At 67.3% G+C, this 22,096-nt stretch carries 16 protein-coding genes and 3 rRNA genes; 11 read left to right on the forward strand and 8 right to left on the reverse strand.

Going from position 1 to position 22,096, the window contains the following annotated elements; translation table 11 throughout:
* Positions 1-15: 15 nt before the first annotated feature.
* On the forward strand, positions 16-177 hold the full coding sequence (locus tag CNQ36_RS34720) for a hypothetical protein (protein ID WP_163013278.1): 162 nt from the start codon (positions 16-18) through the stop codon (positions 175-177).
* Between the two features lie 57 nt (positions 178-234).
* Here the strand turns inward: CNQ36_RS34720 and CNQ36_RS16330 are convergent, their stop codons facing one another.
* From CNQ36_RS16330 to CNQ36_RS16340, 3 genes are all read right to left on the reverse strand, one after another.
* Positions 235-945, reverse strand: coding sequence for a phosphatase PAP2 family protein (locus CNQ36_RS16330; RefSeq protein ID WP_004929728.1), 711 nt, complete (start codon positions 943-945; stop codon positions 235-237).
* Between the two features lie 211 nt (positions 946-1,156).
* Complete coding sequence (locus CNQ36_RS16335; protein ID WP_121548481.1) at positions 1,157-2,101, reverse strand: C40 family peptidase; 945 nt, start codon at positions 2,099-2,101, stop codon at positions 1,157-1,159.
* A 125-nt stretch (positions 2,102-2,226) separates the two neighbouring features.
* Positions 2,227-3,957, reverse strand: a complete 1,731-nt coding sequence (locus tag CNQ36_RS16340; RefSeq protein ID WP_163013279.1) for a serine/threonine-protein kinase — start codon at positions 3,955-3,957, stop codon at positions 2,227-2,229.
* Between the two features lie 297 nt (positions 3,958-4,254).
* Between CNQ36_RS16340 and CNQ36_RS16345 the strand changes: the two genes are divergently transcribed.
* The 6 genes from CNQ36_RS16345 to CNQ36_RS16370 all read left to right on the forward strand — a co-directional run bounded on the left by CNQ36_RS16345 (position 4,255) and on the right by CNQ36_RS16370 (position 11,379).
* Positions 4,255-4,563 carry a hypothetical protein gene (locus tag CNQ36_RS16345; protein WP_004929725.1) on the forward strand — a complete coding sequence of 103 codons (309 nt, stop codon included), beginning with the start codon at positions 4,255-4,257 and terminating at the stop codon, positions 4,561-4,563.
* 210 nt (positions 4,564-4,773) lie between these two features.
* Positions 4,774-5,577 carry a DUF8175 domain-containg protein gene (locus CNQ36_RS16350; protein WP_121546552.1) on the forward strand — a complete coding sequence of 268 codons (804 nt, stop codon included), beginning with the start codon at positions 4,774-4,776 and terminating at the stop codon, positions 5,575-5,577.
* Positions 5,567-6,898, forward strand: coding sequence for a hypothetical protein (locus CNQ36_RS16355; RefSeq protein ID WP_121546553.1), 1,332 nt, complete (start codon positions 5,567-5,569; stop codon positions 6,896-6,898). Before CNQ36_RS16350 ends, CNQ36_RS16355 begins: the two co-directional genes overlap by 11 nt.
* Positions 6,895-8,454: an SCO6880 family protein gene (locus CNQ36_RS16360; protein ID WP_040906798.1), complete on the forward strand. Its 1,560-nt coding sequence runs from the start codon at positions 6,895-6,897 to the stop codon at positions 8,452-8,454. The genes CNQ36_RS16355 and CNQ36_RS16360 overlap by 4 nt, the downstream gene beginning before the upstream one ends.
* Positions 8,455-8,467: 13 nt before the next feature.
* Positions 8,468-9,877 carry an ATP-binding protein gene (locus CNQ36_RS16365; protein ID WP_004929717.1) on the forward strand — a complete coding sequence of 470 codons (1,410 nt, stop codon included), beginning with the start codon at positions 8,468-8,470 and terminating at the stop codon, positions 9,875-9,877.
* Between the two features lie 11 nt (positions 9,878-9,888).
* A complete protein-coding gene (locus CNQ36_RS16370) occupies positions 9,889-11,379 on the forward strand; it encodes a type IV secretory system conjugative DNA transfer family protein (protein ID WP_121546554.1) in 1,491 nt (496 codons plus the stop codon).
* Positions 11,380-11,388: 9 nt separating this feature from the next.
* Here CNQ36_RS16370 and CNQ36_RS16375 read toward each other — a convergent pair whose 3' ends face one another.
* Positions 11,389-11,955 carry a GNAT family N-acetyltransferase gene (locus CNQ36_RS16375; protein ID WP_228312986.1) on the reverse strand — a complete coding sequence of 189 codons (567 nt, stop codon included), beginning with the start codon at positions 11,953-11,955 and terminating at the stop codon, positions 11,389-11,391.
* 93 nt (positions 11,956-12,048) lie between these two features.
* Here CNQ36_RS16375 and CNQ36_RS16380 point away from each other — a divergent pair, with 93 nt between their 5' ends.
* The 4 genes from CNQ36_RS16380 to CNQ36_RS16395 are packed head-to-tail and all read left to right on the forward strand — an operon-like array spanning position 12,049 to position 15,727.
* Entirely contained in the window at positions 12,049-12,969 is a 921-nt protein-coding gene (locus CNQ36_RS16380; protein WP_121546555.1) for an ABC transporter ATP-binding protein, read from the forward strand.
* Positions 12,966-13,733, forward strand: coding sequence for an ABC transporter permease (locus CNQ36_RS16385; RefSeq protein ID WP_121546556.1), 768 nt, complete (start codon positions 12,966-12,968; stop codon positions 13,731-13,733). Before CNQ36_RS16380 ends, CNQ36_RS16385 begins: the two co-directional genes overlap by 4 nt.
* 45 nt (positions 13,734-13,778) lie before the next feature.
* The gene (locus CNQ36_RS16390; RefSeq protein WP_206278564.1) at positions 13,779-15,050 is read left to right on the forward strand and encodes a sensor histidine kinase; all 1,272 of its coding nucleotides are present in this window, start codon (positions 13,779-13,781) and stop codon (positions 15,048-15,050) included.
* The gene (locus CNQ36_RS16395) at positions 15,047-15,727 is read left to right on the forward strand and encodes a response regulator (protein ID WP_121546558.1); all 681 of its coding nucleotides are present in this window, start codon (positions 15,047-15,049) and stop codon (positions 15,725-15,727) included. The genes CNQ36_RS16390 and CNQ36_RS16395 overlap by 4 nt, the downstream gene beginning before the upstream one ends.
* A 49-nt stretch (positions 15,728-15,776) precedes the next feature.
* On the opposite strand, the gene rrf is transcribed toward CNQ36_RS16395, so the two are convergent.
* From rrf to CNQ36_RS16420, 4 genes are all read right to left on the reverse strand, one after another.
* Positions 15,777-15,893: ribosomal RNA gene (gene rrf / locus CNQ36_RS16400) — 5S ribosomal RNA — on the reverse strand.
* A gap of 84 nt (positions 15,894-15,977) precedes the next feature.
* Positions 15,978-19,100, reverse strand: a 23S ribosomal RNA gene (locus tag CNQ36_RS16405).
* Between the two features lie 302 nt (positions 19,101-19,402).
* A 16S ribosomal RNA gene (locus CNQ36_RS16410) occupies positions 19,403-20,928 on the reverse strand.
* The 16S, 23S and 5S rRNA genes sit together here, the layout of an rRNA operon.
* A gap of 536 nt (positions 20,929-21,464) precedes the next feature.
* On the reverse strand, positions 21,465-22,013 hold the full coding sequence (locus CNQ36_RS16420) for a MarR family winged helix-turn-helix transcriptional regulator (protein ID WP_004929697.1): 549 nt from the start codon (positions 22,011-22,013) through the stop codon (positions 21,465-21,467).
* Between the last annotated feature and the right edge of the window lie 83 nt (positions 22,014-22,096).

Here is a 22,096-nt window from a genome sequence, read left to right on the forward strand (position 1 = left end):
GATACCGTTGTCGGCGTGACCGACCAGGAGGGCCCGGTACTGCCCGGGGACCACACCACGACCACCACCGAACAGGGCCGCTTCTGCACGGCCCGCTGCACCTGTGGCTGGCGGGGCCCGGCCCGGAGGGCCAGAAGTCAGGCGAGAAAGGACGCCCAGAACCACACGGGCGGGTGACGCGCCCCCCTCAGGGGCCGGCGCGAGGGTGTGCGGTGGTGGGGACGGCCCGGCGGCTCAGGCCGCCAGATCCCGTTCCTCGGAGGTCCCCTGCGCACCGTTCCGGGCGCCCGGGGCGACCCGGCCCTCCTCGACGTGGTGCCGCCCCCGGGCCGTGATGAGCCACCCGGCCCGCGGGGACCGCTCGATCGCTCGCGTCAGCGGCGTCAGCAACGCCATGGCGAGCGGCGAGAGCAGCAGCGCGACGGCCGTACCGAGCGCGAGCCCGCCCACCACGTCCGTCGGGTAGTGCACGCCCATGTAGACGCGGCAGAAGCCTTCGAGAAGGGCGATCACGAGCCCGACGAGCCCGAACTTCCGGTTGGCGACGAAGAGCCCGACCGCGAGCGCCATGGTGATCGTCGCGTGGTCACTGACGAACGAGTAGTCGGTCTTGCCCTGCACCAGGACTTCGAGGCCCTGATGGTCGTTGAACGGCCGGGGCCGCTCCACGAACCCCCGGATCGGCACGTTCACCAGCACCGCGACACCGGCCGCGAGCGGCGCCCACGCCAGGGCGGCGACGGACGGCGCCGCGTCCTCTCCGCCCCGCCGGCGCACACCCCACCAGCACCACAGCACCAGCAGCACCATGGCGAAGAGCAGCCCGTACTCGCCGACGAACTCCATGATCCGGTCGAACCACGGCGGCGCGTCCTTGGCGAGGCCATTGATGTCATAGAGCAGGTCGACGTCGGGGTTCGACCCGGAATCGGCGAGTCCAGCCATGGTGCTGCGGCCCCTTCGTCATATCTTCCGGCGCACGGTGCGCACGCCGCTCCTGCCACCCCCGTGGTTTGTAGACCCGCTCGTCCGCTCGGCTACGACAACAGGAACGCACGGCTCCCGTTGATACGTTCCACACTCCACCGAATGATCACGCAGACGTTATCGAAGAGAGATGCATCTCCGCAGCTCAGGGGGAGAGTTAACGCTCCGCTCACACGGTCGTGGGGAGCGCTTTCGCGCCATCTTCGGTCACCCGGGTGGCACCAAAGTAGTCAGGTGTGTCGATCGGGTCGAATCGGATCACGGCACCGGTCCGGGGCGCGTCGATCATGTACCCGCCGCCGACATAAATGCCCACATGCCGGATGGCGCGGGAATTGGTCAGGTCGTCCGAGAAGAACACCAGATCGCCGGGCAGCAGTTCGCTCCGCTCAGGGTGCGGCCCCGCGTTGTACTGGTCGTTCGCCACCCGCGGCAGGGTGATCCCCACACTCTCGTACGCCGCCTTGGTCAGCCCCGAACAGTCGAACCGTCCGCCCTGGTCAGCGGTACCGTTACCGCCCCACAGATACAGCGTCCCGAGCTTCTTCTGCGCAAACGCGATGGCCCCCGCCGCCTGCCGCGAAGGATCCACCCGCCCCACCGGCGCAGCAAAACTCTCCTCCAACGCCCGAATCCGCTCGACGTAGTTCTGGGTCTCGGTGATCGCGGGTACCCCGCCCGACTTGATGACCCGGTATGCACCGGCGTTGTACGCGGCGAGCATGTTGTTCGTTGTGTCCCCGGGTACGTCCTTCACGTACTTCGCGAGTTCGCAGTCGTACGACGCCGCCGATGGAATCGCGTCATTCGGGTCCCAGATGTCACGGTCGCCGTCGCCGTCCCCGTCGATGCCGTGGGCAGCCCAGGTTCCGGGAATGAACTGGGCGATGCCCCGCGCGTCAGCGTGGCTGACGACGTCCGGGTCCCACCCGCTCTCCTGATAGAGCTGCGCGGCGAGCAACGCCGGGTTGATGGCCGGGCAGAGGTTGCCCCACTTCTGAACGAGCGTCTGGTATGCGGCGGGGACCGACCCCTTGGCGAGCGCCTTGCCTGCACCGCCCACCCCGTTGACGAGGTTGCCGGCGACGACGTAGACGCCGACGACGAGCAGCATGACGAAGCTCAGTCCCAACCCGATGGCGGCGCCACCGGCCACCCATACCTTCCGCACGCTCCAACTCTCCCCTATCGCACCCCGGTTTATGGGTCATTTACCAGCCTGATGGGCGTCCGTGTGAGCTACTTCGCGACAAATCCGTGACAGGCGATACTGGCGTACTGCTTGGGCCCCTGGACGTGCAGGAAGAGCACGGTCCAGTCACCGGGGTCGTTCTCGATCGGGATGGCATCGCTGTACTTCTTGCCACGGACGAACTTCTGGAAGTCGTCGGGGTATGTCAGTTCCACGCCCTGGCTGATCTCGTCGCTGCTGTGCCCCTCGTACAGGTCGATCGGCTCGCTCGTGTAGCCCAGGTCCAGGTTCTGCTGCAGGCCGCCCTCGTACGGCCGGCCGGTCTCCGGATCGATCTCGTGCGGCGGTTTGACCGAGACAGCCACGAAGTAGGACTCCCCCGCCTCTGGCGCTGCGTATTTCAGGCGGAAGGAGATACGCCCTTGGCCCGAGGTGTACGGCTCGTTGGAACCCGCTGCCGCGATTCCGAACTGGAAGTGCTCGTTACGCTCCTCCGCGGGCAGCTGGCAGGCGCCTTCGCCGTACTGCGAGTCCGCCTGGCCCGTCCAGTAGTCCCGGGACGGATTCGTCTGCTCCACGTACATCGGCGGCTGGATCTTCGGCTCCTCGCTTCCTGCGTGCGTGGGGGCCTTCGACGTGACACCGGGCTGTGCGGTCCCGCTCGTCTCCTTGCCATCCGTGCCTTGATCGTCCTTGCCCTGACTGGATAGCAGGACGAACGCCGCCGTCACCACGCCGGTCACCAACCCCGCCGCCACGGCAATGAGCCAGGCGGGACGACGCCGCCCCGGTGGAACAAGAGGATTCGCCTGTGTGGGCGTATAGCCGGAAACGTATGGCGACGGGGACGTCGGTAGGGCATGCAGTCCCACCGTCGGCGACTGCGCCGGTTGCGGCGGTAGGCCGACATCGCCGACCGTCGGCACCGCCTCGGCCAAGGTCGTCAGTCCCGCATAGAACACGTCCTCAACGAGTGCAGCCGCGACCCGGCATCGAGCGATCACCTCGTCGAGTCGCGGGCGCGCCGCCGGGTCCTTGGCCACACAGTGCTGGATCAGCCCCGCCAGTTCGGGCTCCACGCCGGAGAGATCGATTGGCTGGTGCACCGCGCGATAGCTGACCGCGGCAGCCTCGCCGACGCCGAAGGGAGGCCTGCCCGTCGCGGCGTACGCGATCGTCGCCCCGAGCGCGAACACATCGGCCGCGGGCCCGACCTCATTGCGCATCAGCACCTCGGGCGCGGTGAAGCCGGGTGTGCCCGGGGCGGATCCCGCCTCGGTGAGTGCCGTCTGCCCGACTCCGCGGGCGATGCCGAAGTCGATCAGCTGCGGCCCCTGCGCGGCGAGCAGTACGTTCTGGGGCTTGAGGTCCCGGTGCGTGACCCCCTGCCCGTGCACGGCCGCGAGCCCTTCCGCCAGCGCCGCGAACAGGCGGCGGCAGGTCTCGGGCGGCATCTGCCCGCGCACCCCCACCGCCTTGCTCAACGTCGGGCCCGACACGTACTCGGTCGCCAGCCAGTGGGGGGACGAGTCCAGCGACGCGTCTATCAGGTTCGCGGTGTACGCACTCCGGACCAGACGCACCGTCTCCACCTCGCGTCTGAACCGGGCGAGCGCCTCCGGATGATCCGTGATCTCGTCACGGATCACCTTGATCGCCACCAGCCGGCCGCCGGGTGACCGCCCGAGATACACCTGCCCCATCCCGCCCGCGCCGAGGCGGGCCAGCACCGTGTACGCGCCTATCCGCGCGGGGTCTTGAGCTCGCAGTGCGTCCACGTCGACCGACCTTGCCACACGAATTGGTCCACGTGGAGGCACCTTTGGAACGGGCGACGCCCGTGCACGTGCCCGCACCCCCCACCCGCGCCCCCTCGCCCTCAAGAAGGAGCCCCGCTTCGTTGCTCGGCGTTACTCCGTGTGATACACAGAGTGACGATACGGCTATTCGTACGAAACCTTCTAACGGATGACGCCAAGTCGACATGCGGCAGCGTCATTTTCAGCGACAATGATGCCTGACCTCTGCACGACCGCAGGGGAAGTGGAACTACCCATACAGGGGCGGTGACTTACATGTTCTTCGCGGCCGACGAGGGAGACATCAACACCATCATCGGCGGGATCGCTCCGGATTGGGGCCCCTTCGGCAGCCTGGGCAACGAGGCCAAGATCATGATCGAGGTGGTCATGGCTGTCGCCATCCTGCTCTGCCTGGGCATCGCCATCTGGGGGGCGGCCAAACAGCGCATCGGCGCCACCGCGTTGAGGGACACGTTCAGTGCCGAACAGGGCAAGGGCCTCATCATCGCGGGGCTCACGGGCGTCTTCATCATCGGATCGCTGGGCACGCTGTTCACCATCGTGTACGGCATGGCCGTATAGCCCCGCTCAGCCCCGCTCCACCGCTCCCGACCGGGCACGCCCGGCACCCCCTCCATCCCACCCGCCCGTCGTGCCCACCGGCTGAGGTTGCGTTTCCCTGATGTCCAGTCACCACACCGCGCCCGCGCGGGGACCAGCACGGCTACCGTCGTACATGGAGTACACGGAGCACGAGGTGTTTCCGCACGACGCTGAGGGGGCGTACGCGGCATGAGTCCCGGAGACGACGCGGGTCAGACCCGCACCCGCCTGCCCGAAGGGGGCGGCGATCCGTACGGCGGTGCGCGCAGAGGCGGCCGTTCGTCGTCGCGCAGCCTCGTGACGGTGGTCGGCGTGGTGGTCCTCCTCATCGCGGCGATCGCCTTCGCGAACCGTGGAGGCGGCGATTCCGCCGCGGAGGAGGGGGGCGGCGACTCCCCCAAGTCGGCGGCGACGGCCCCCTCCGGCGAGAAGCCCGTCAAGGCCGAGTCCGCCGGCATCCCGTCGGGCTACGCCCACGACCGCCAGGGAGCGGAGAGCGCGGCGGCGAATTACGCGGTGGCGCTGGGCTCCGCCGAGATGTTCAGCAAGGCTCGGCGAGACGTCATCCTGCAATCGATCATCGTCCCCGCGCGCGTCGCGGACTTCGAGGAGACCCTGGACAGGGCATACACCCCGGAGTTCAACAAGAACGTAGGCCTGACCGACGACGGCACTGCGCCGAAGGGCTTCACGTTCGTCTCGCGCACCAGTCCGATCGGTACCAAGGTCACCTCGTCATCCGCCGACGCGGCGACAGTGGAGGTCTGGTGCAGCGGCCTTCTGGGGCTGGCGGGCGAGAGTTCCACCAACCCGGTCACCAACAGCTGGTTCACCATCACCATGCAGCTTGAGTGGACCACTGACGACTGGAAGATCGTGACCCACTCGCAGAAGGACGGCCCCACGCCTGTCCCGGGTGACGAGCGGGCCTCCAGCGCCGACGAGATGGCGAAGGCCGTCGAGGAGTACGGAGGGTTCACGTATGCCCGCTAACCGCCGCCTGCTCAAACTGACCGGTGCCGTCGCGGCCGTACAGGCGGCTGCGGTCGTCTTCGCCACGCGGTCCTTCGCCGCGCCCACACCGACGCCTACGCCGACGCCGACACCGTCGGGCAGCAATGACCCCTGTGACCTAATCCACGGCCCCGCCAAGGACTACTGCGAACGCGGCAGAGGAAGCGAAGGCGGAGGGGCCTCCACCCTCAACGACCCCACCTCCACCCTCGACCCCCTCGCCTCCCTCGCCCAGGGCTGTGCCGACGCCGCGTCCTGGACCGTCGACAAGCTCAGTGACGCCGTCAACGAGACGGCGAACGTCGACTTCACCAACGACACGTTCCTCCAGCAGTACGCCGTCGTCTTCGCCGCGTCGACGATCCTCACGCTGCTGCTCTGGCTGCTCGCGGTCGCCAAGCGCGCGGTGCGGGGCGTGCCCCTGTCCACCGCGCTCTCCGAGGCGATCGGGTTCCTCTGGCTCACCGTGCTCGCCTCCGCCTTCACCCCGCTGATCCTGTACACCGTGGTGTCCGCCACCGACGGCGTCACGGAGGTCCTGGCCAAGGCGACGGGCGACCAGACGGACACGTTCTTCGGCACGTTCTCCGCCGCCCTCGAAAAGGGCGACAACATCGGCGGCGGACCGATCATGCTGATCGTCGTCTCCCTCGTGTCGATCCTCGCCGCCGGCGTCCTCTGGCTGGAGCTGGTCATCCGCGCCGCCCTGCTCTACGTCGGCGCCCTCCTCGGCACCGTCGTCTACGCGGGCCTCGTGGACAAGAACCTGTGGGGCCACGTCCGCCGCTGGGCGGGCATCATGATCGCCGTGATCCTCGTGAAGCCCGTCATCGTGATCGTCCTCGGCCTCGCCGGGGCGCTCTCCGCCGAGGACGGGCCCGACGCCTTCTCCGCCGTGGTGTCCGGACTGGCGATCATCCTGCTCGCCATCTTCGCCTCCGCGATGATCTACCGCTTCGTCCCCGGCTTCGGCGACGAGATCGCCGGCTCCCGCAACAACCGCATCATGCAGGGCGCCGAGGGCAAGGCCGCCGCCGTCATCAGCTCCCCGGCGACCCTGGTCGCCCAGGGCATCAAGACCCACAGCACCCGCGCCGACAACCACGGCGGCGGCCAGTCCTCCGGCGCCCGCCCCTCGAACCCCGCCTCCGGCGGTGTCGCCGCGCACAGCTCGCGCGGGTCCAACGGCGGCGGATCCGGCGCCGCCCCCGCGCCCCGCTCGAGCAGCCCGGTGAACACGCCCCACGCCAGCAACAACCGCAACAGCAGTACCAACCGCACGGGAGGTGAAGGGCGTTGACGACCGAGTCCCATCTGTCCCATCCGATCACGCCCCGCCGTACGTATCTGATCGGCCGCGCCCGGCCGAACGCGATCGTCGGCCGCAATCGCGAGACCGGAGAGATCGCGCTGATCGTCGTGGGCGCGTTCCTCGGCATGATGTGCGGGCTCCTCGTCCCCGTCCTGTCCGCGCGGATCGTCCTCCTCGTCGGCTTCCCGATGCTGGCGCTGGCCGCGGTGTACGTGCCGTACAAGCACCGCACGTTCTACAAGTGGTTCGAGATCAACCGCAGCTACAAGCGCACCGTGCGCCGCAACGTCACCTACCGCTCCAGCGCCGTCGAGGCCGGCACCCGGCTGGACGGACGCGAGGTGGAGATCGGGCCGCCGCCCGGCATCGGCAGGATCACCTGGCTCGCCGCGCCGTTCGGCCCCGACGAGATCGCCGTACTGCTGCACGCGGACCGCAAGACCGTCACCGCCGCCATCGAGATCGAGGGCCCCGGCGTCGGTCTGCGCGACAGCGAGGACCAGGAGGCCCTCGTCGACCGCTTCGGCACCCTCCTCAAGCACGTCGCCAACGGCGACGGCTTCGTCACCCGCATCCAGATGCTCGCCCGCACCCTGCCCGCCGACCCCGACGCCCACGCCAAGGACGTCGCCGTCCGCGGGGACGACAAGTCGCCGCCGTGGCTGCAGCAGTCGTACGACCAGCTGCAGTCGATGGTGTCGACCAGCAGCGAGCAGCACCGCGCCTACCTCGTCGCCTGCATGCACTACACGCGCGAGCTCGCCGCCGAGGCCAACACCATGGCCCGCGCCATGCGCAGCCAGGGCGGCGGCAAGGTGGACCGGGACGCGGGACTCGCCGTCGTCATGGCCCGTGAGCTGACCGACATCTGCTCCCGGCTCCAGGAGGCCGACATCCGCGTACGGCAGCCGCTCGGCCAGAGCAGACTGTCCTCGCTGATCCACTCCATGTACGACCCGGACCACCCGATCGACCACATCCAGGCGATGACGCAGCGCAACGCCTGGCCGGCCGAGCTGGACGCCATGGAGCCCACCTACCTCCAGGCCAAGACCCGCGAGTCCGCCACCCGCGCCCCCTGGTGCCACGCCACGGCCTGGGTGAAGGAGTGGCCGATGACCCCGGTGGGCGTCAACTTCCTCGCCCCGCTCCTCGTCCACACCCCGGACGTGATCCGCACCGTCGCCGTCACGATGGACCTCGAACCCACCGAGGTCGCCATCGAGCGGATGCTGACCGAGAAGACCAACGACGAGGCCGAGGCGTCCCGCGCCGCCAAGATGAACCGCACCGTCGACCCGCGCGACATCGCCGCCCACGGCCGCCTCGACCAGCGCGGCGAGGACCTCGCCAGCGGCGCGGCCGGCGTCAACCTGGTCGGCTACATCACCGTCTCCTCCCGCAATCCCGAGGCCCTGGCCCGCGACAAGCGGACCATACGGGCGTCGGCCGGAAAGTCGTACCTGAAGCTGGAGTGGTGCGACCGCGAGCACCACCGCGCGTTCGTGAACACACTCCCGTTCGCCACCGGCATTCGAAGGTAGGGGCTGAGCCGATATGCGGGATCCGCTGTCCGTCGTCACCGACGCCTTCACGTCCTTCCTGTTCGGGAAGGTCGAGACGACACGGCTGCCGGTGCGCACGTCCACGGGCCAGGCACAGGCCGTGTACCTGCCGACCGCCGCGCCCGGCCTCGGCGACTCCGGCGTCATCATCGGCCGCGAGGTCTACTCCGGCAAGGGCTACATCTACGACCCCTTCCAGCTCTACGGCCAGCAGCTCCCCGCCCCCCACTGGCTGGTCCTCGGGGAGTCCGGGAACGGCAAGTCGGCCCTGGAGAAGACGTACGTCCTGCGGCAGCTGCGTTTCCGCGACCGCCAGGTCGTCGTCCTGGACGCCCAGGGCGAGGACGGCGTCGGCGAGTGGAACCTGGTCGCGCAGGAGCTGGGCATCACCCCCATCCGGCTGGACCCGATGGCCGCCCTCGACCACGGCATCCGGCTCAACCCGCTCGACCCGTCGATCACCACGACCGGCCAGCTCGCCCTGCTGCGCACCATCATCGAGGTCGCGCTGGGGCACGGCCTGGACGAGCGTTCCGGCTTCGCCCTCAAGGTCGCGCACGCCTACGTCAACGAGTCCGTCGTCGAGCGCCAGCCGGTCCTCTCCGACATCGTCGAGCGGCTGCGCCACCCCGAACCCGAGTCGGCGGAGGCGATGAACGTCGCCATAGACGACGTCCGGGCGTGGGGCCTGGACGTCGCCCTGGTCCTGGACCGGCTGGTCGACGGCGACCTGCGCGGCATGTTCGACGGCCCGACCACCGTCGGCATCGACCTGGACGCGCCGCTCATCGTCTTCGACCTGTCCCACATCGACCGCAACTCCATCGCGATGCCGATCCTCATGGCGATCGTCGGCGTGTGGCTGGAGCACACCTGGATCCGCCCCGACCGGAAGAAGCGCATCTTCCTGGTCGAGGAGGCCTGGCACATCATCAACAGCCCCTTCGTCGCCCAGCTGTTCCAGCGGCTGCTGAAGTTCGGACGACGGCTCGGTCTGTCGTTCGTCGCGGTCGTCCACCATCTGTCCGACGTGGTGGACGGGGCGGCGGCGAAGGAGGCCGCGGCCATCCTGAAGATGGCGTCGACCCGGACCATCTACGCCCAGAAGGCCGACGAGGCCAGAGCGACCGGCCGGGTCCTCGGCCTGCCCAGGTGGGCGGTGGAGATCATCCCGACGCTCACCCCCGGCATCGCCGTCTGGGACGTCAACGGCAACGTCCAGGTGGTCAAACACCTGGTCACCGAGACGGAACGCCCACTGGTCTTCACCGACCGCGCGATGACCGAGTCCTCCGCCGACCTCTCCGACGACGCCCTGCGCGCCGCCGAACGGGAGGCGGAGGAGCGGGCGGCGGCCTTCGTGGAACAGCACGTCGGCGACTCCGAATCGACGGTGGCGTAGGGGGAGAACGCGTGAGACCGGACGATCACCGTGCGCAGGGCCGGGCCGGCGGCATCCCCGACGGGCTGCTGATCGGCATCCTCGCGTTCCTCCTCGGCATGACCACGATGGTGTGGACGGCCACGGGACTCGCGGGCCTCTTCGCCCACGGCCACTGGCCGTCCGGCGTCGCCTTCACCCGCACCCCCCTGGCCATGCGCCACCTCGCCTCCGACCCCCACGACCTCCCCGGGGCCTGGCCGGAGACCCCTCAGGGCGCCCTCTCCGGCTACGGCCTCTTCTGGGGCCTGCTCATCGGCCAGCTGATGATCCTCGTCGTCCTGACGGTGTTCGCCCTGGGCACGGTGGCCCGCTGGAGAGCGGTACGGGCCCGGCGGCGGGAGGCGCGACCGGCGGACGCACCGAAGCCCCGGCCCGAGCCGGGGCACGAACGGCGTCCGGAACCCGAGCCGAAGCAGCTCCACGAGGTGCCGACGCCGAGGGCGCCCGAGGAGGAGACACCCGAGCGGCAGGAACCCGTGGCCGCACACCCGTCCGGCACCGGGCAGCCGGGCGGCCGGGAAGCACCCCGCGCCGAGGCCGCGGGCCTGCACTACGGCCCCCCGGCCACCCGCCGCACCACCGCCGCCCAGGCCGTACGCGACGCGGAGGGCCCCGCCCTGGTCATCACCTCAAACCCGGCCCTCTGGCACGACACCAAGGACGCCCGGGCCAAGCTGGGCCCCACCCACCTCTACGACCCCACGCACCTCTGCGACACCCCGGCCCGCCTCCACTGGTCGCCGACAGCCGGCTGCGAGGACAAGGACACGGCCAAGGCCAGGGCGGCCGCACTGCTCGCCCCCGTCCGCCCCACCTCCCGCCTCGACCAGGCGGTCAGCGACACCGCCGAGACCCTGCTCCGCAGCTACGTCCACGCCGCCGCCGTCGACGGCCGCACCGTCCGCCACGTCCACCGCTGGTCCCAGGGCATCCAGGTGCACGACGCCGTACGCATCCTCCGCACCAGCCCCAAGGCCGCCCCCGGCGCCGCCGGCGAACTCGAGGCGGCCCTCACGGCGCACCCCGAACGCCGGGACATGGCCCAGCAGCTGACCACCCGTGCCCTGGCCGCGCTCTCCACGGTCAATGTCCGTGAGGCCTGCACTCCCAACCGAACCGATGCCCTCGCCTTGGATTCCTTCGTCCACGAAGGGGGCACGCTTTATGTCGTGGGTGAATCCATCGAGGACCCCCGTACCAGCCCGGGCGCGATGCCCCTGCTGACGGCCCTCGCCTCACACGTGGTCGAGCACGGCCGGCGCATGGCCGCACGGTCATCCTCCGGTCGGCTCGACCCACCACTCACCCTCGTCCTGGACGACGTGGCGGCCGTGGCCCCGCTCCCCCAGCTCCCGGAACTCCTCGCCACCGGCGCGGACCACGGCATGCCCACCCTGGCCCTGCTCCGCTCCCGCGAACAGGGCAGGGCCCGCTGGCCCCACGACGAACTGCCGGTGTGACCGCGGGCGTCACCGCTCCACGGCCATCTCCAGCTCCCGCTCGTCCGGATTGCCCGCGAGCGGCCAGGTCACCCCGCTCTCCTCGAACCCGGCCTTGCGGTAGAACGCCCGCGCCCGCCCGTTGCCGGGGTGCACGATGAGCCGCACCCGCTCCGCCCCGCGGCCCCAAGCCCACTCCAGCCCGACCTCGAACAGCGCCTTCGTCAGCCCGCTGCCCCGGTGCCCGGGCGCCACGTACACCCCCACCAGATGCCCCTGCGGCCGCTCGACGGGGAACCCGGCCCAGTCCGTCGACCCGGCCTCCTCCAGCAGCACGGCCACATTGCCGACCCAGCTCCCGTCCCCCGCCTCGGCGATGAACTGCCGCGCCCCGTCCGCGCCCTCCGCGCCCTTCGCCGTGCGCTCCCGCCACCACGAGTCGGGCCGGGCCACGGCCTCCTCGTAGGTGTCGAGATAGGCGAGGTGTGCCACCGGGTCCCGCAGCGAGCGGAGCCGCAGCTCCTTCGCCGCCTCCCACTCCTCCGCCCGCACCGGCCGGATCACACAGTCCCCGAAGGGCACGACACTGGCACTCATGGCCGCCACGGTAGTACCGGGGTACCACCGCGCTCACCCCGATTACGGCCCCGGTCCGACGCCCGCCGCCGCCCCGCGGACGAGCATCGGAGCATGATTAAGGCTCAGCACCTCACCAAACGCTACGGCGACCGGACCGTCGTCACCGACCTGTCCTTCACCGTCCGCCCCGGCACCGTCACCGGCTTCCTCGGCCCGAACGGCGCCGGCAAGTCCACCACCATGCGGATGATCCTCGGCCTGGACGCCCCCACCCGCGGCCACGCCACCGTCGGCGGCCGCTCCTACGCCGCCCACCCCGCCCCGCTCACCGAGGTCGGCGCGCTGCTGGAGGCCCGCTCCGTCCACCCCGGCCGCACCGCCCGCCACCATCTGCGCGCCCTCGCCCACACCCACGGCATCCCGGGGAGCCGCGTCGCACACGTCCTGGGCCTCACCGGCCTGACCGAGGTGGCGGACCGCCGGGTCAAGGGCTTCTCCCTCGGCATGGGCCAGCGCCTCGGCATCGCCGCCGCCCTCCTCGGCGACCCGGCCGCCGTCATCCTCGACGAGCCGGTCAACGGCCTCGACCCGGAGGGCGTCCTGTGGATCCGCACCCTGCTCAAGTCGCTGGCCGCCGAGGGCCGTACGGTCCTGGTCTCCTCGCACCTGATGAGCGAGATGGCCCTCACCGCCGACCACCTGGTCGTCATCGGCCGCGGCCGGCTCCTCGCCGACACCACGGTCACCGACTTCGTACGCCACGCCGGCACGGGCGCCGTCAAGGTCGTCACCCCGGACGCCTCCGCTCTCGTACACCGGCTCACCGCCCCCGGCGTCACCGTCACCGCCGAGGCCCCCGGCCACCTCACCGTGCGCGGCACCGACGCCGAGCACATCGGCCGCACGGCCGCCGCCCACGGCATCCCGCTCTCCGAGCTCACCCCGAGCGCGGCCTCCCTGGAAGAGGCGTTCATGGACCTCACCCACGACGCCGTCGAGTACCCCGCCACCCTGGAAGGAACAGCCGCGTGACCACCGCCGCCCAGCTCCACCGCGTGACCCCGGCGCGCGTCCTGCGCTCCGAGTGGCACAAGCTGTGGACGCTCCGCTCCACCTGGATCAACCTCGCCGCCACCGCCGCCCTCACCCTCGCCATGGGCGCCGGCATCAGCGCCGCCTACGACGGCACCGGCGAGGGTCACCTCGACACCGTGGTCTTCGTCCTCCTCGGCACCCAGTTCGCCACCGTCAACCTGGCCGTCCTGGGCATCCTGGCCACCGCGGGCGAGTACTCCACCGGTCAGATCCGCGCGACCATGACGGCCGTCCCGCGCCGCCTGCCCGTGCTGTGGTCCAAGGCTGCCGTCCTCGCCGCGGTCGCCTTCCCGCTGTGCCTGTGGACCAACCTGCTCACCTTCCCCGCGGCCCAGGCCTTCCTCGACGGCACCGACCAGTCCGCCGCCCTCGGCGACCCCGGCGTCCTGCGCGGCCTGGTGGGCAACGCGGCCGGGCTCACCCTCCTCGCGGTGACGGCCCTCGGCATCGGCGCCGTGACCCGTTCCGTCCCCCTGGCCATCGGCGCGTACATCGGCCTCGTCATGATCGTGCCGGAACTCCTGAAGATGCTCCCCCACGATGTCGTCCGCGACGCCGTCGACCACTTCCCCGCGCAGGCCCTCCAGTCGCTCACCGCCACCGACAGCGCCTCCCCCGGCACCTCCCTGCTCGCCCTCACCCTGTGGGCGGCGGCCGCCCTCACCGCGGCCGCGGTGACCCTGCGCCGCCGGGACGTCTGACCCATGACACCGACCCTGTTCCGGCCGGACGACGGAGCCACCACCATGGACTCCGTGACGAACGACCAGGTGGCCCGGACCACGGGGGCGCGGACGGCGGAGCCCCTCACCCAGTACACGCAACGCGTCAACCAGCGGGTGCGCGCCTTCGACCGGCGCCACCCGCTGCCGTGGGACCTGCACGTCACCGGTTTCTGGGTGACGGCCGCCCTCATCGACTACGCCGGCGGCGGCTGGCGCAACGTCACCCAGAACCCGGACACCGCCGGATGGCTCGTGCTCGTCCTGAGCCTGGGCCTGTCCGTCCCCCTGCTGTGGCGCCGCACCCACCCCGTGACGGTCCTGCTCGCCATGGCCCCGTTCGCCGTGGTCAACGCCTGGTCCGGCGCCACCCTCCAGGCGGCGCTGCTCCAGCTCCTCGTCATCTACCACATCGCCCTGCGGACCCCGCTGCGCAACCTGTGGTGGGCGGCCGCCCTGATGCTCACCCCGGTGGTGGTCTCCACGGCCCGCCACGGCGAGGGCGAGTGGAACCAGCAGATCGGCTCCCAGCTGACCTCGATCGTGGTGGCCGTCCTCATCGGCGTCACGGTCCGCACCCGGCAGAACTACACCGAGGCCCTGGAGGACCGCGCCCGCCGCCTGGAGGTCGAACGCGACCAGCAGGCCCAGCTGGCGGCGGCCGCCGAACGCGCCCGCATCGCCCGCGAGATGCACGACATCATCGGCCACAACCTCTCCGTCATCACGGGCCTCGCCGACGGCGGCGCCTACGCGGCCGCCAAGTCCCCGGAACGCGCCGCGCAGGCCCTGGACGCCATCGCCACCACCAGCCGCCAGGCCCTCGGCGAGCTCCGCCGCCTGCTGGACGTCCTGAGGGACGAGGGATCGGCGCACCACCCCGCCGAGCTCACCCCGCAGCCCGCCCTCACCGACCTCGACGGGCTCGTCGACGGCGTCCGCAACGCGGGCCTGCCCGTGCACACCACCGTCGAGGGCAGCGCCGACCTCCCCGCGGGCCGCCAGCTCACGGTGTACCGGGTCATCCAGGAGGCCCTCACCAACACCCTCAAGCACGCCGGCCCCGACGCGTCCTGCGAGATCACCCTCGCCTACGGCGACCGGGGCGCCGTCACGGCCACCATCACCGACACCGGACACGGCACCCCGCCCTCCGCCGTGTCCGAGGGCCGCGGCCTTCCCGGTATGCGTGAACGAACAGCCCTGTACGGGGGCACACTTGAGGCCGGCCCACGCCCGCATCCCGAGCAGGGCTGGCGCGTCCGTCTGCGACTCCCGGAGGAATCCCCGCAGTGACCACCGTCCTCATCGCCGACGACCAGCCCCTCCAGCGCTTCGGCTTCCGGATGCTCCTGGAGAGCCAGGACGACCTCACGGTCCTCGGCGAGGCGGCGAACGGCGCGGAAGCGATCCGCATGACGGCGGAGCTGAGCCCCGACGTGGTCCTGATGGACGTCCGCATGCCGGGCCTGGACGGGATCGAGGCCACCCGCCGCATCGTCGCCACGGGCGACCGCACCCGCGTCCTCATCCTCACCACGTTCGACCTCGACGAGTACGCCTACGCCGGCCTCCGTGCGGGCGCCTCCGGCTTCCTGGTCAAGGACGCCCAGCCGGAGGAACTCCTCTCCGGCATCCGCTCCGTGGCGAGCGGGGACGCGGTCGTCGCCCCCAGCCTGACCCGCCGCCTCCTCGACGCGTACGCCCGGCATCTGCCGACGCCCGGCCCCGACTCCGACGCCCCCACGGCCGGCCACACCGATGTCCGCCTGGACGCCCTCACCGAACGCGAACGCGAGATCCTCACGGTCGTCGGCAGGGGCTGGACCAACACCGAGATCGCCACCCGCCTCCATCTGGCCGAGTCCACGGTGAAGACCCATGTGGGCCGGATACTCGCGAAGACCGGTTCACGGGACCGTATCCAGGCGGTGATCCTGGCGTACGACACGAAACTGGTGGAGCCGTCCTGAAACGCAGAAAGCCCCCGTGCCGAATGGCACGGGGGCTTTCTCAATATTTGTTCGGCGGCGTCCTACTCTCCCACAGGGTCCCCCCTGCAGTACCATCGGCGCTGTAAGGCTTAGCTTCCGGGTTCGGAATGTAACCGGGCGTTTCCCCTACGCTATGACCACCGAAACACTATGAAACTGACAACCGCACCATGTGTGGCACATGGGGTTGTTCGTGGTTTCAGAACCAACACAGTGGACGCGAGCAACTGAGGACAAGCCCTCGGCCTATTAGTACCGGTCAACTCCACACGTTACCGTGCTTCCATATCCGGCCTATCAACCCAGTCGTCTACTGGGAGCCTTACCCTCTCTAGGAGGTGGGAGTCCTCATCTCGAAGCAGGCTTCCCGCTTAGATGCTTTCAGCGGTTATCCCTCCCGAACGTAGCCAACCAGCCATGCCCTTGGCAGAACAACTGGCACACCAGAGGTTCGTCCGTCCCGGTCCTCTCGTACTAGGGACAGCCCTTCTCAAGACTCCTACGCGCACAGCGGATAGGGACCGAACTGTCTCACGACGTTCTAAACCCAGCTCGCGTACCGCTTTAATGGGCGAACAGCCCAACCCTTGGGACCGACTCCAGCCCCAGGATGCGACGAGCCGACATCGAGGTGCCAAACCATCCCGTCGATATGGACTCTTGGGGAAGATCAGCCTGTTATCCCCGGGGTACCTTTTATCCGTTGAGCGACGGCGCTTCCACAAGCCACCGCCGGATCACTAGTCCCGACTTTCGTCCCTGCTCGACCCGTCGGTCTCACAGTCAAGCTCCCTTGTGCACTTACACTCAACACCTGATTGCCAACCAGGCTGAGGGAACCTTTGGGCGCCTCCGTTACTCTTTAGGAGGCAACCGCCCCAGTTAAACTACCCATCAGACACTGTCCCTGATCCGGATCACGGACCCAGGTTAGACATCCAGCACGACCAGACTGGTATTTCAACGACGACTCCCCCTGAACTGGCGTCCAGAGTTCAAAGTCTCCCAGCTATCCTACACAAGCCGAACCGAACACCAATATCAAACTGTAGTAAAGGTCCCGGGGTCTTTCCGTCCTGCTGCGCGAAACGAGCATCTTTACTCGTAGTGCAATTTCACCGGGCCTATGGTTGAGACAGTCGAGAAGTCGTTACGCCATTCGTGCAGGTCGGAACTTACCCGACAAGGAATTTCGCTACCTTAGGATGGTTATAGTTACCACCGCCGTTTACTGGCGCTTAAGTTCTCAGCTTCGCCCACCCGAAAGTGAGCTAACCGGTCCCCTTAACGTTCCAGCACCGGGCAGGCGTCAGTCCGTATACATCGCCTTACGGCTTCGCACGGACCTGTGTTTTTAGTAAACAGTCGCTTCTCGCTGGTCTCTGCGGCCACCCCCAGCTCGAGCAGCAAGTGCTCTAACCAGACGTGGCCCCCCTTCTCCCGAAGTTACGGGGGCATTTTGCCGAGTTCCTTAACCATAGTTCACCCGAACGCCTCGGTATTCTCTACCTGACCACCTGAGTCGGTTTAGGGTACGGGCCGCCATGAAACTCGCTAGAGGCTTTTCTCGACAGCATAGGATCATCCACTTCACCACAATCGGCTCGGCATCAGGTCTCAGCCTTAATGAACGGCGGATTTACCTACCGTCCGGCCTACACCCTTACCCCGGGACAACCACCGCCCGGGATGGACTACCTTCCTGCGTCACCCCATCACTCACCTACTACCAGCTCGGGTCACCGGCTCCACCACTCCGACCTCGTCCGAAGACTCAGCCGGCGGCTTCACGGGCTTAGCATCACTGGATTCGATGTTTGACGCTTCACAGCGGGTACCGGAATATCAACCGGTTATCCATCGACTACGCCTGTCGGCCTCGCCTTAGGTCCCGACTTACCCTGGGCAGATCAGCTTGACCCAGGAACCCTTAGTCAATCGGCGCACACGTTTCTCACGTGTGAATCGCTACTCATGCCTGCATTCTCACTCGTGAACCGTCCACAACTGCCTTCCGGCGCTGCTTCACCCGGCACACGACGCTCCCCTACCCATCCACACAGGCGTTGGCCCTATTGTGTGAATGACACGACTTCGGCGGTACGCTTGAGCCCCGCTACATTGTCGGCGCGGAATCACTAGACCAGTGAGCTATTACGCACTCTTTCAAGGGTGGCTGCTTCTAAGCCAACCTCCTGGTTGTCTGTGCGACTCCACATCCTTTCCCACTTAGCGTACGCTTAGGGGCCTTAGTCGATGCTCTGGGCTGTTTCCCTCTCGACCATGGAGCTTATCCCCCACAGTCTCACTGCCGCGCTCTCACTTACCGGCATTCGGAGTTTGGCTAAGGTCAGTAACCCGGTAGGGCCCATCGCCTATCCAGTGCTCTACCTCCGGCAAGAAACACACGACGCTGCACCTAAATGCATTTCGGGGAGAACCAGCTATCACGGAGTTTGATTGGCCTTTCACCCCTAACCACAGGTCATCCCCCAGGTTTTCAACCCTGGTGGGTTCGGTCCTCCACGAAGTCTTACCTCCGCTTCAACCTGCCCATGGCTAGATCACTCCGCTTCGGGTCTTGAGCGTGCTACTGAAACGCCCTATTCGGACTCGCTTTCGCTACGGCTTCCCCACCCGGGTTAACCTCGCAACACACCGCAAACTCGCAGGCTCATTCTTCAAAAGGCACGCAGTCACGAGGTAGGAACAAGTTCCTACCCGACGCTCCCACGGCTTGTAGGCACACGGTTTCAGGTACTATTTCACTCCGCTCCCGCGGTACTTTTCACCATTCCCTCACGGTACTATCCGCTATCGGTCACCAGGGAATATTTAGGCTTAGCGGGTGGTCCCGCCAGATTCACACGGGATTTCTCGGGCCCCGTGCTACTTGGGTGTCTCTCAAACGAGCCGCTGATGTTTCGACTACGGGGGTCTTACCCTCTACGCCGGACCTTTCGCATGTCCTTCGCCTACATCAACGGTTTCTGACTCGCCCTACGGCCGGCAGACCGTAGAAGAGAGATCCCACAACCCCGTATGCGCAACCCCTGCCGGGTCTCACACGCATACGGTTTGGCCTCATCCGGTTTCGCTCGCCACTACTCCCGGAATCACGGTTGTTTTCTCTTCCTGCGGGTACTGAGATGTTTCACTTCCCCGCGTTCCCTCCACTTGCCCTATGTGTTCAGGCAAGGGTGACAGCCCATGACGACTGCCGGGTTTCCCCATTCGGAAACCCCCGGATCAAAGCCTGGTTGACGACTCCCCGGGGACTATCGTGGCCTCCCACGTCCTTCATCGGTTCCTGGTGCCAAGGCATCCACCGTGCGCCCTTAAAAACTTGGCCACAGATGCTCGCGTCCACTGTGCAGTTCTCAAACAACGACCAACCACCCGTCACACACCACTTACGCGATGCTTCACCGGGGTCGGCGACTGAGGAATTTCATTCCCTCAGACACCCAACAGCGTGCCCGACCGTGTCCCGTCCGGAGATCATGCGTTCCACGCCCTTGCGAGCAGTACTAGCAGCCTCCGACCCGTGAATCCGGCCGAATAATCAACGTTCCACCCATGAGCAACCAGCATCAGACATTCGCTGATGTACTGGCCTCTGACCGGGCAAACCCGGTAAGAAGTGCTCCTTAGAAAGGAGGTGATCCAGCCGCACCTTCCGGTACGGCTACCTTGTTACGACTTCGTCCCAATCGCCAGTCCCACCTTCGACAGCTCCCTCCCACAAGGGGTTGGGCCACCGGCTTCGGGTGTTACCAACTTTCGTGACGTGACGGGCGGTGTGTACAAGGCCCGGGAACGTATTCACCGCAGCAATGCTGATCTGCGATTACTAGCAACTCCGACTTCATGGGGTCGAGTTGCAGACCCCAATCCGAACTGAGACCGGCTTTTTGAGATTCGCTCCACCTCACGGTTTCGCAGCTCATTGTACCGGCCATTGTAGCACGTGTGCAGCCCAAGACATAAGGGGCATGATGACTTGACGTCGTCCCCACCTTCCTCCGAGTTGACCCCGGCGGTCTCCTGTGAGTCCCCATCACCCCGAAGGGCATGCTGGCAACACAGGACAAGGGTTGCGCTCGTTGCGGGACTTAACCCAACATCTCACGACACGAGCTGACGACAGCCATGCACCACCTGTACACCGACCACAAGGGGGGCACTATCTCTAATGCTTTCCGGTGTATGTCAAGCCTTGGTAAGGTTCTTCGCGTTGCGTCGAATTAAGCCACATGCTCCGCTGCTTGTGCGGGCCCCCGTCAATTCCTTTGAGTTTTAGCCTTGCGGCCGTACTCCCCAGGCGGGGAACTTAATGCGTTAGCTGCGGCACCGACGACGTGGAATGTCGCCAACACCTAGTTCCCACCGTTTACGGCGTGGACTACCAGGGTATCTAATCCTGTTCGCTCCCCACGCTTTCGCTCCTCAGCGTCAGTAATGGCCCAGAGATCCGCCTTCGCCACCGGTGTTCCTCCTGATATCTGCGCATTTCACCGCTACACCAGGAATTCCGATCTCCCCTACCACACTCTAGCTAGCCCGTATCGAATGCAGACCCGGGGTTAAGCCCCGGGCTTTCACACCCGACGTGACAAGCCGCCTACGAGCTCTTTACGCCCAATAATTCCGGACAACGCTCGCGCCCTACGTATTACCGCGGCTGCTGGCACGTAGTTAGCCGGCGCTTCTTCTGCAGGTACCGTCACTTTCGCTTCTTCCCTGCTGAAAGAGGTTTACAACCCGAAGGCCGTCATCCCTCACGCGGCGTCGCTGCATCAGGCTTTCGCCCATTGTGCAATATTCCCCACTGCTGCCTCCCGTAGGAGTCTGGGCCGTGTCTCAGTCCCAGTGTGGCCGGTCGCCCTCTCAGGCCGGCTACCCGTCGTCGCCTTGGTGAGCCATTACCTCACCAACAAGCTGATAGGCCGCGGGCTCATCCTTCACCGCCGGAGCTTTCAACCCCTACAGATGCCTGCAGGAGTGATATCCGGTATTAGACCCCGTTTCCAGGGCTTGTCCCAGAGTGAAGGGCAGATTGCCCACGTGTTACTCACCCGTTCGCCACTAATCCCCACCGAAGTGGTTCATCGTTCGACTTGCATGTGTTAAGCACGCCGCCAGCGTTCGTCCTGAGCCAGGATCAAACTCTCCGTGAATGTTTACCGGTAATCCGGTGCACACACACGAGAGCGGAACCACCGGAGGAATAGTCCGGCGGTTCACAGCGTCCTCGCTGTGTTTTTTCAAAGGAACCTCGACCATCCGAACCGGATGGACGGGGTATCAACATATCTGGCGTTGATTTTTGGCACGCTGTTGAGTTCTCAAGGAACGGTCGCTTCCTTTGTACTCACCCTCTCGGGCTTTCCTCCGGGCGCTTCCCTTCGGTCTTGCGTTTCCGACTCTATCAGATCCTTTTCTCGACCTGATCCCCAGTCAGCGGGGTTTGTCTTCCCGGCCGTTGGGCCGTTCCGACGTCTCAAACCTTAGCGGCTCTCTCCGTGTTTCCCAAATCGGGGGGTCGGAATGAATTCGGGCACGCCGAAATCTTTCCCACCGGGAGGTCGTGCTGGGGTTTTGAGTGCCGCTCATGCGGCGGAAGTGCTGCCGCAGAACCGTTACGGCCCCGTGGCAACTCGAAGAACCTTACGGATCGGGGAGGTGGCTGTCAACCACCTCGCCCCAAGATCTTTCAGTCCAGGTCGCTGAGGCGTCCGCCGGCGTCCGGCTGGGCGTGCTCCACCCGGCGCAGCAGACGGGTGAGGACCTCGCCGAGCGTCACCCGCTCCTCGGGGGAGAGGTCCTGGAGAAGGTCCTCCTCGAAGACCGACGCGAGCCGCATCGCCTCGAGCCACTTCTCACGGCCGGCGGAGGTCAGCTCCACGATCACGCGGACCCGGTTGTTCTCGTCCCGCTCCCGGTTGACCAGCCCCTCGGCGACCATGCGGTCGATGCGGTGGGTCATGGCGGCCGGGGTCAGGCCCAGCCGCTTGGCGAGGTCGCTGGGACCCATGCGGTACGGGGCGCCCGACAGCACGAGTGCCTTGAGGACCTCCCAGTCGGCGTTGGTGATGCCGAGCTCGGCGGTCTGCCGCCCGTAGGCGACGTTCATGCGGCGGTTCAGCCGGGACAGCGCGTTCACGATCTTCTCGACCTGCGGGTCGAGGTCCTGGAACTCGCGCTGGTACGCGGCGATCTGCTCTTCGAGGGTCGGCTCGCCGAGGCCGGAGGTGTCGCCCATGGCCGCAGTATGGCACGCATTCTCTTTGCCTTGAAGTCCTTCACTGTGTACTCTTCATCATCGAACTTTAGCTTCTAAGTCTT

Origin of the sequence: Streptomyces fungicidicus (genome assembly GCF_003665435.1) — a bacterium.
Classification (GTDB): domain Bacteria; phylum Actinomycetota; class Actinomycetes; order Streptomycetales; family Streptomycetaceae; genus Streptomyces; species Streptomyces fungicidicus.

Bases quoted from the DNA above. Each gene is read 5' to 3' on its own strand.
- CNQ36_RS16330 (WP_004929728.1), bottom strand. From the start codon at position 945: ATGGCTGGACTCGCCGATTCCGGGTCGAACCCCGACGTCGACCTGCTC.
- CNQ36_RS16335 (WP_121548481.1), bottom strand. From the start codon at position 2,101: ATGCTGCTCGTCGTCGGCGTCTACGTCGTCGCCGGCAACCTCGTCAAC.
- CNQ36_RS16345 (WP_004929725.1), top strand. From the start codon at position 4,255: ATGTTCTTCGCGGCCGACGAGGGAGACATCAACACCATCATCGGCGGG.
- CNQ36_RS16350 (WP_121546552.1), top strand. From the start codon at position 4,774: ATGAGTCCCGGAGACGACGCGGGTCAGACCCGCACCCGCCTGCCCGAA.
- CNQ36_RS16355 (WP_121546553.1), top strand. From the start codon at position 5,567: ATGCCCGCTAACCGCCGCCTGCTCAAACTGACCGGTGCCGTCGCGGCC.
- CNQ36_RS16365 (WP_004929717.1), top strand. From the start codon at position 8,468: ATGCGGGATCCGCTGTCCGTCGTCACCGACGCCTTCACGTCCTTCCTG.
- CNQ36_RS16375 (WP_228312986.1), bottom strand. From the start codon at position 11,955: ATGAGTGCCAGTGTCGTGCCCTTCGGGGACTGTGTGATCCGGCCGGTG.
- CNQ36_RS16380 (WP_121546555.1), top strand. From the start codon at position 12,049: ATGATTAAGGCTCAGCACCTCACCAAACGCTACGGCGACCGGACCGTC.
- CNQ36_RS16390 (WP_206278564.1), top strand. From the start codon at position 13,779: ATGGACTCCGTGACGAACGACCAGGTGGCCCGGACCACGGGGGCGCGG.
- CNQ36_RS16420 (WP_004929697.1), bottom strand. From the start codon at position 22,013: ATGGGCGACACCTCCGGCCTCGGCGAGCCGACCCTCGAAGAGCAGATC.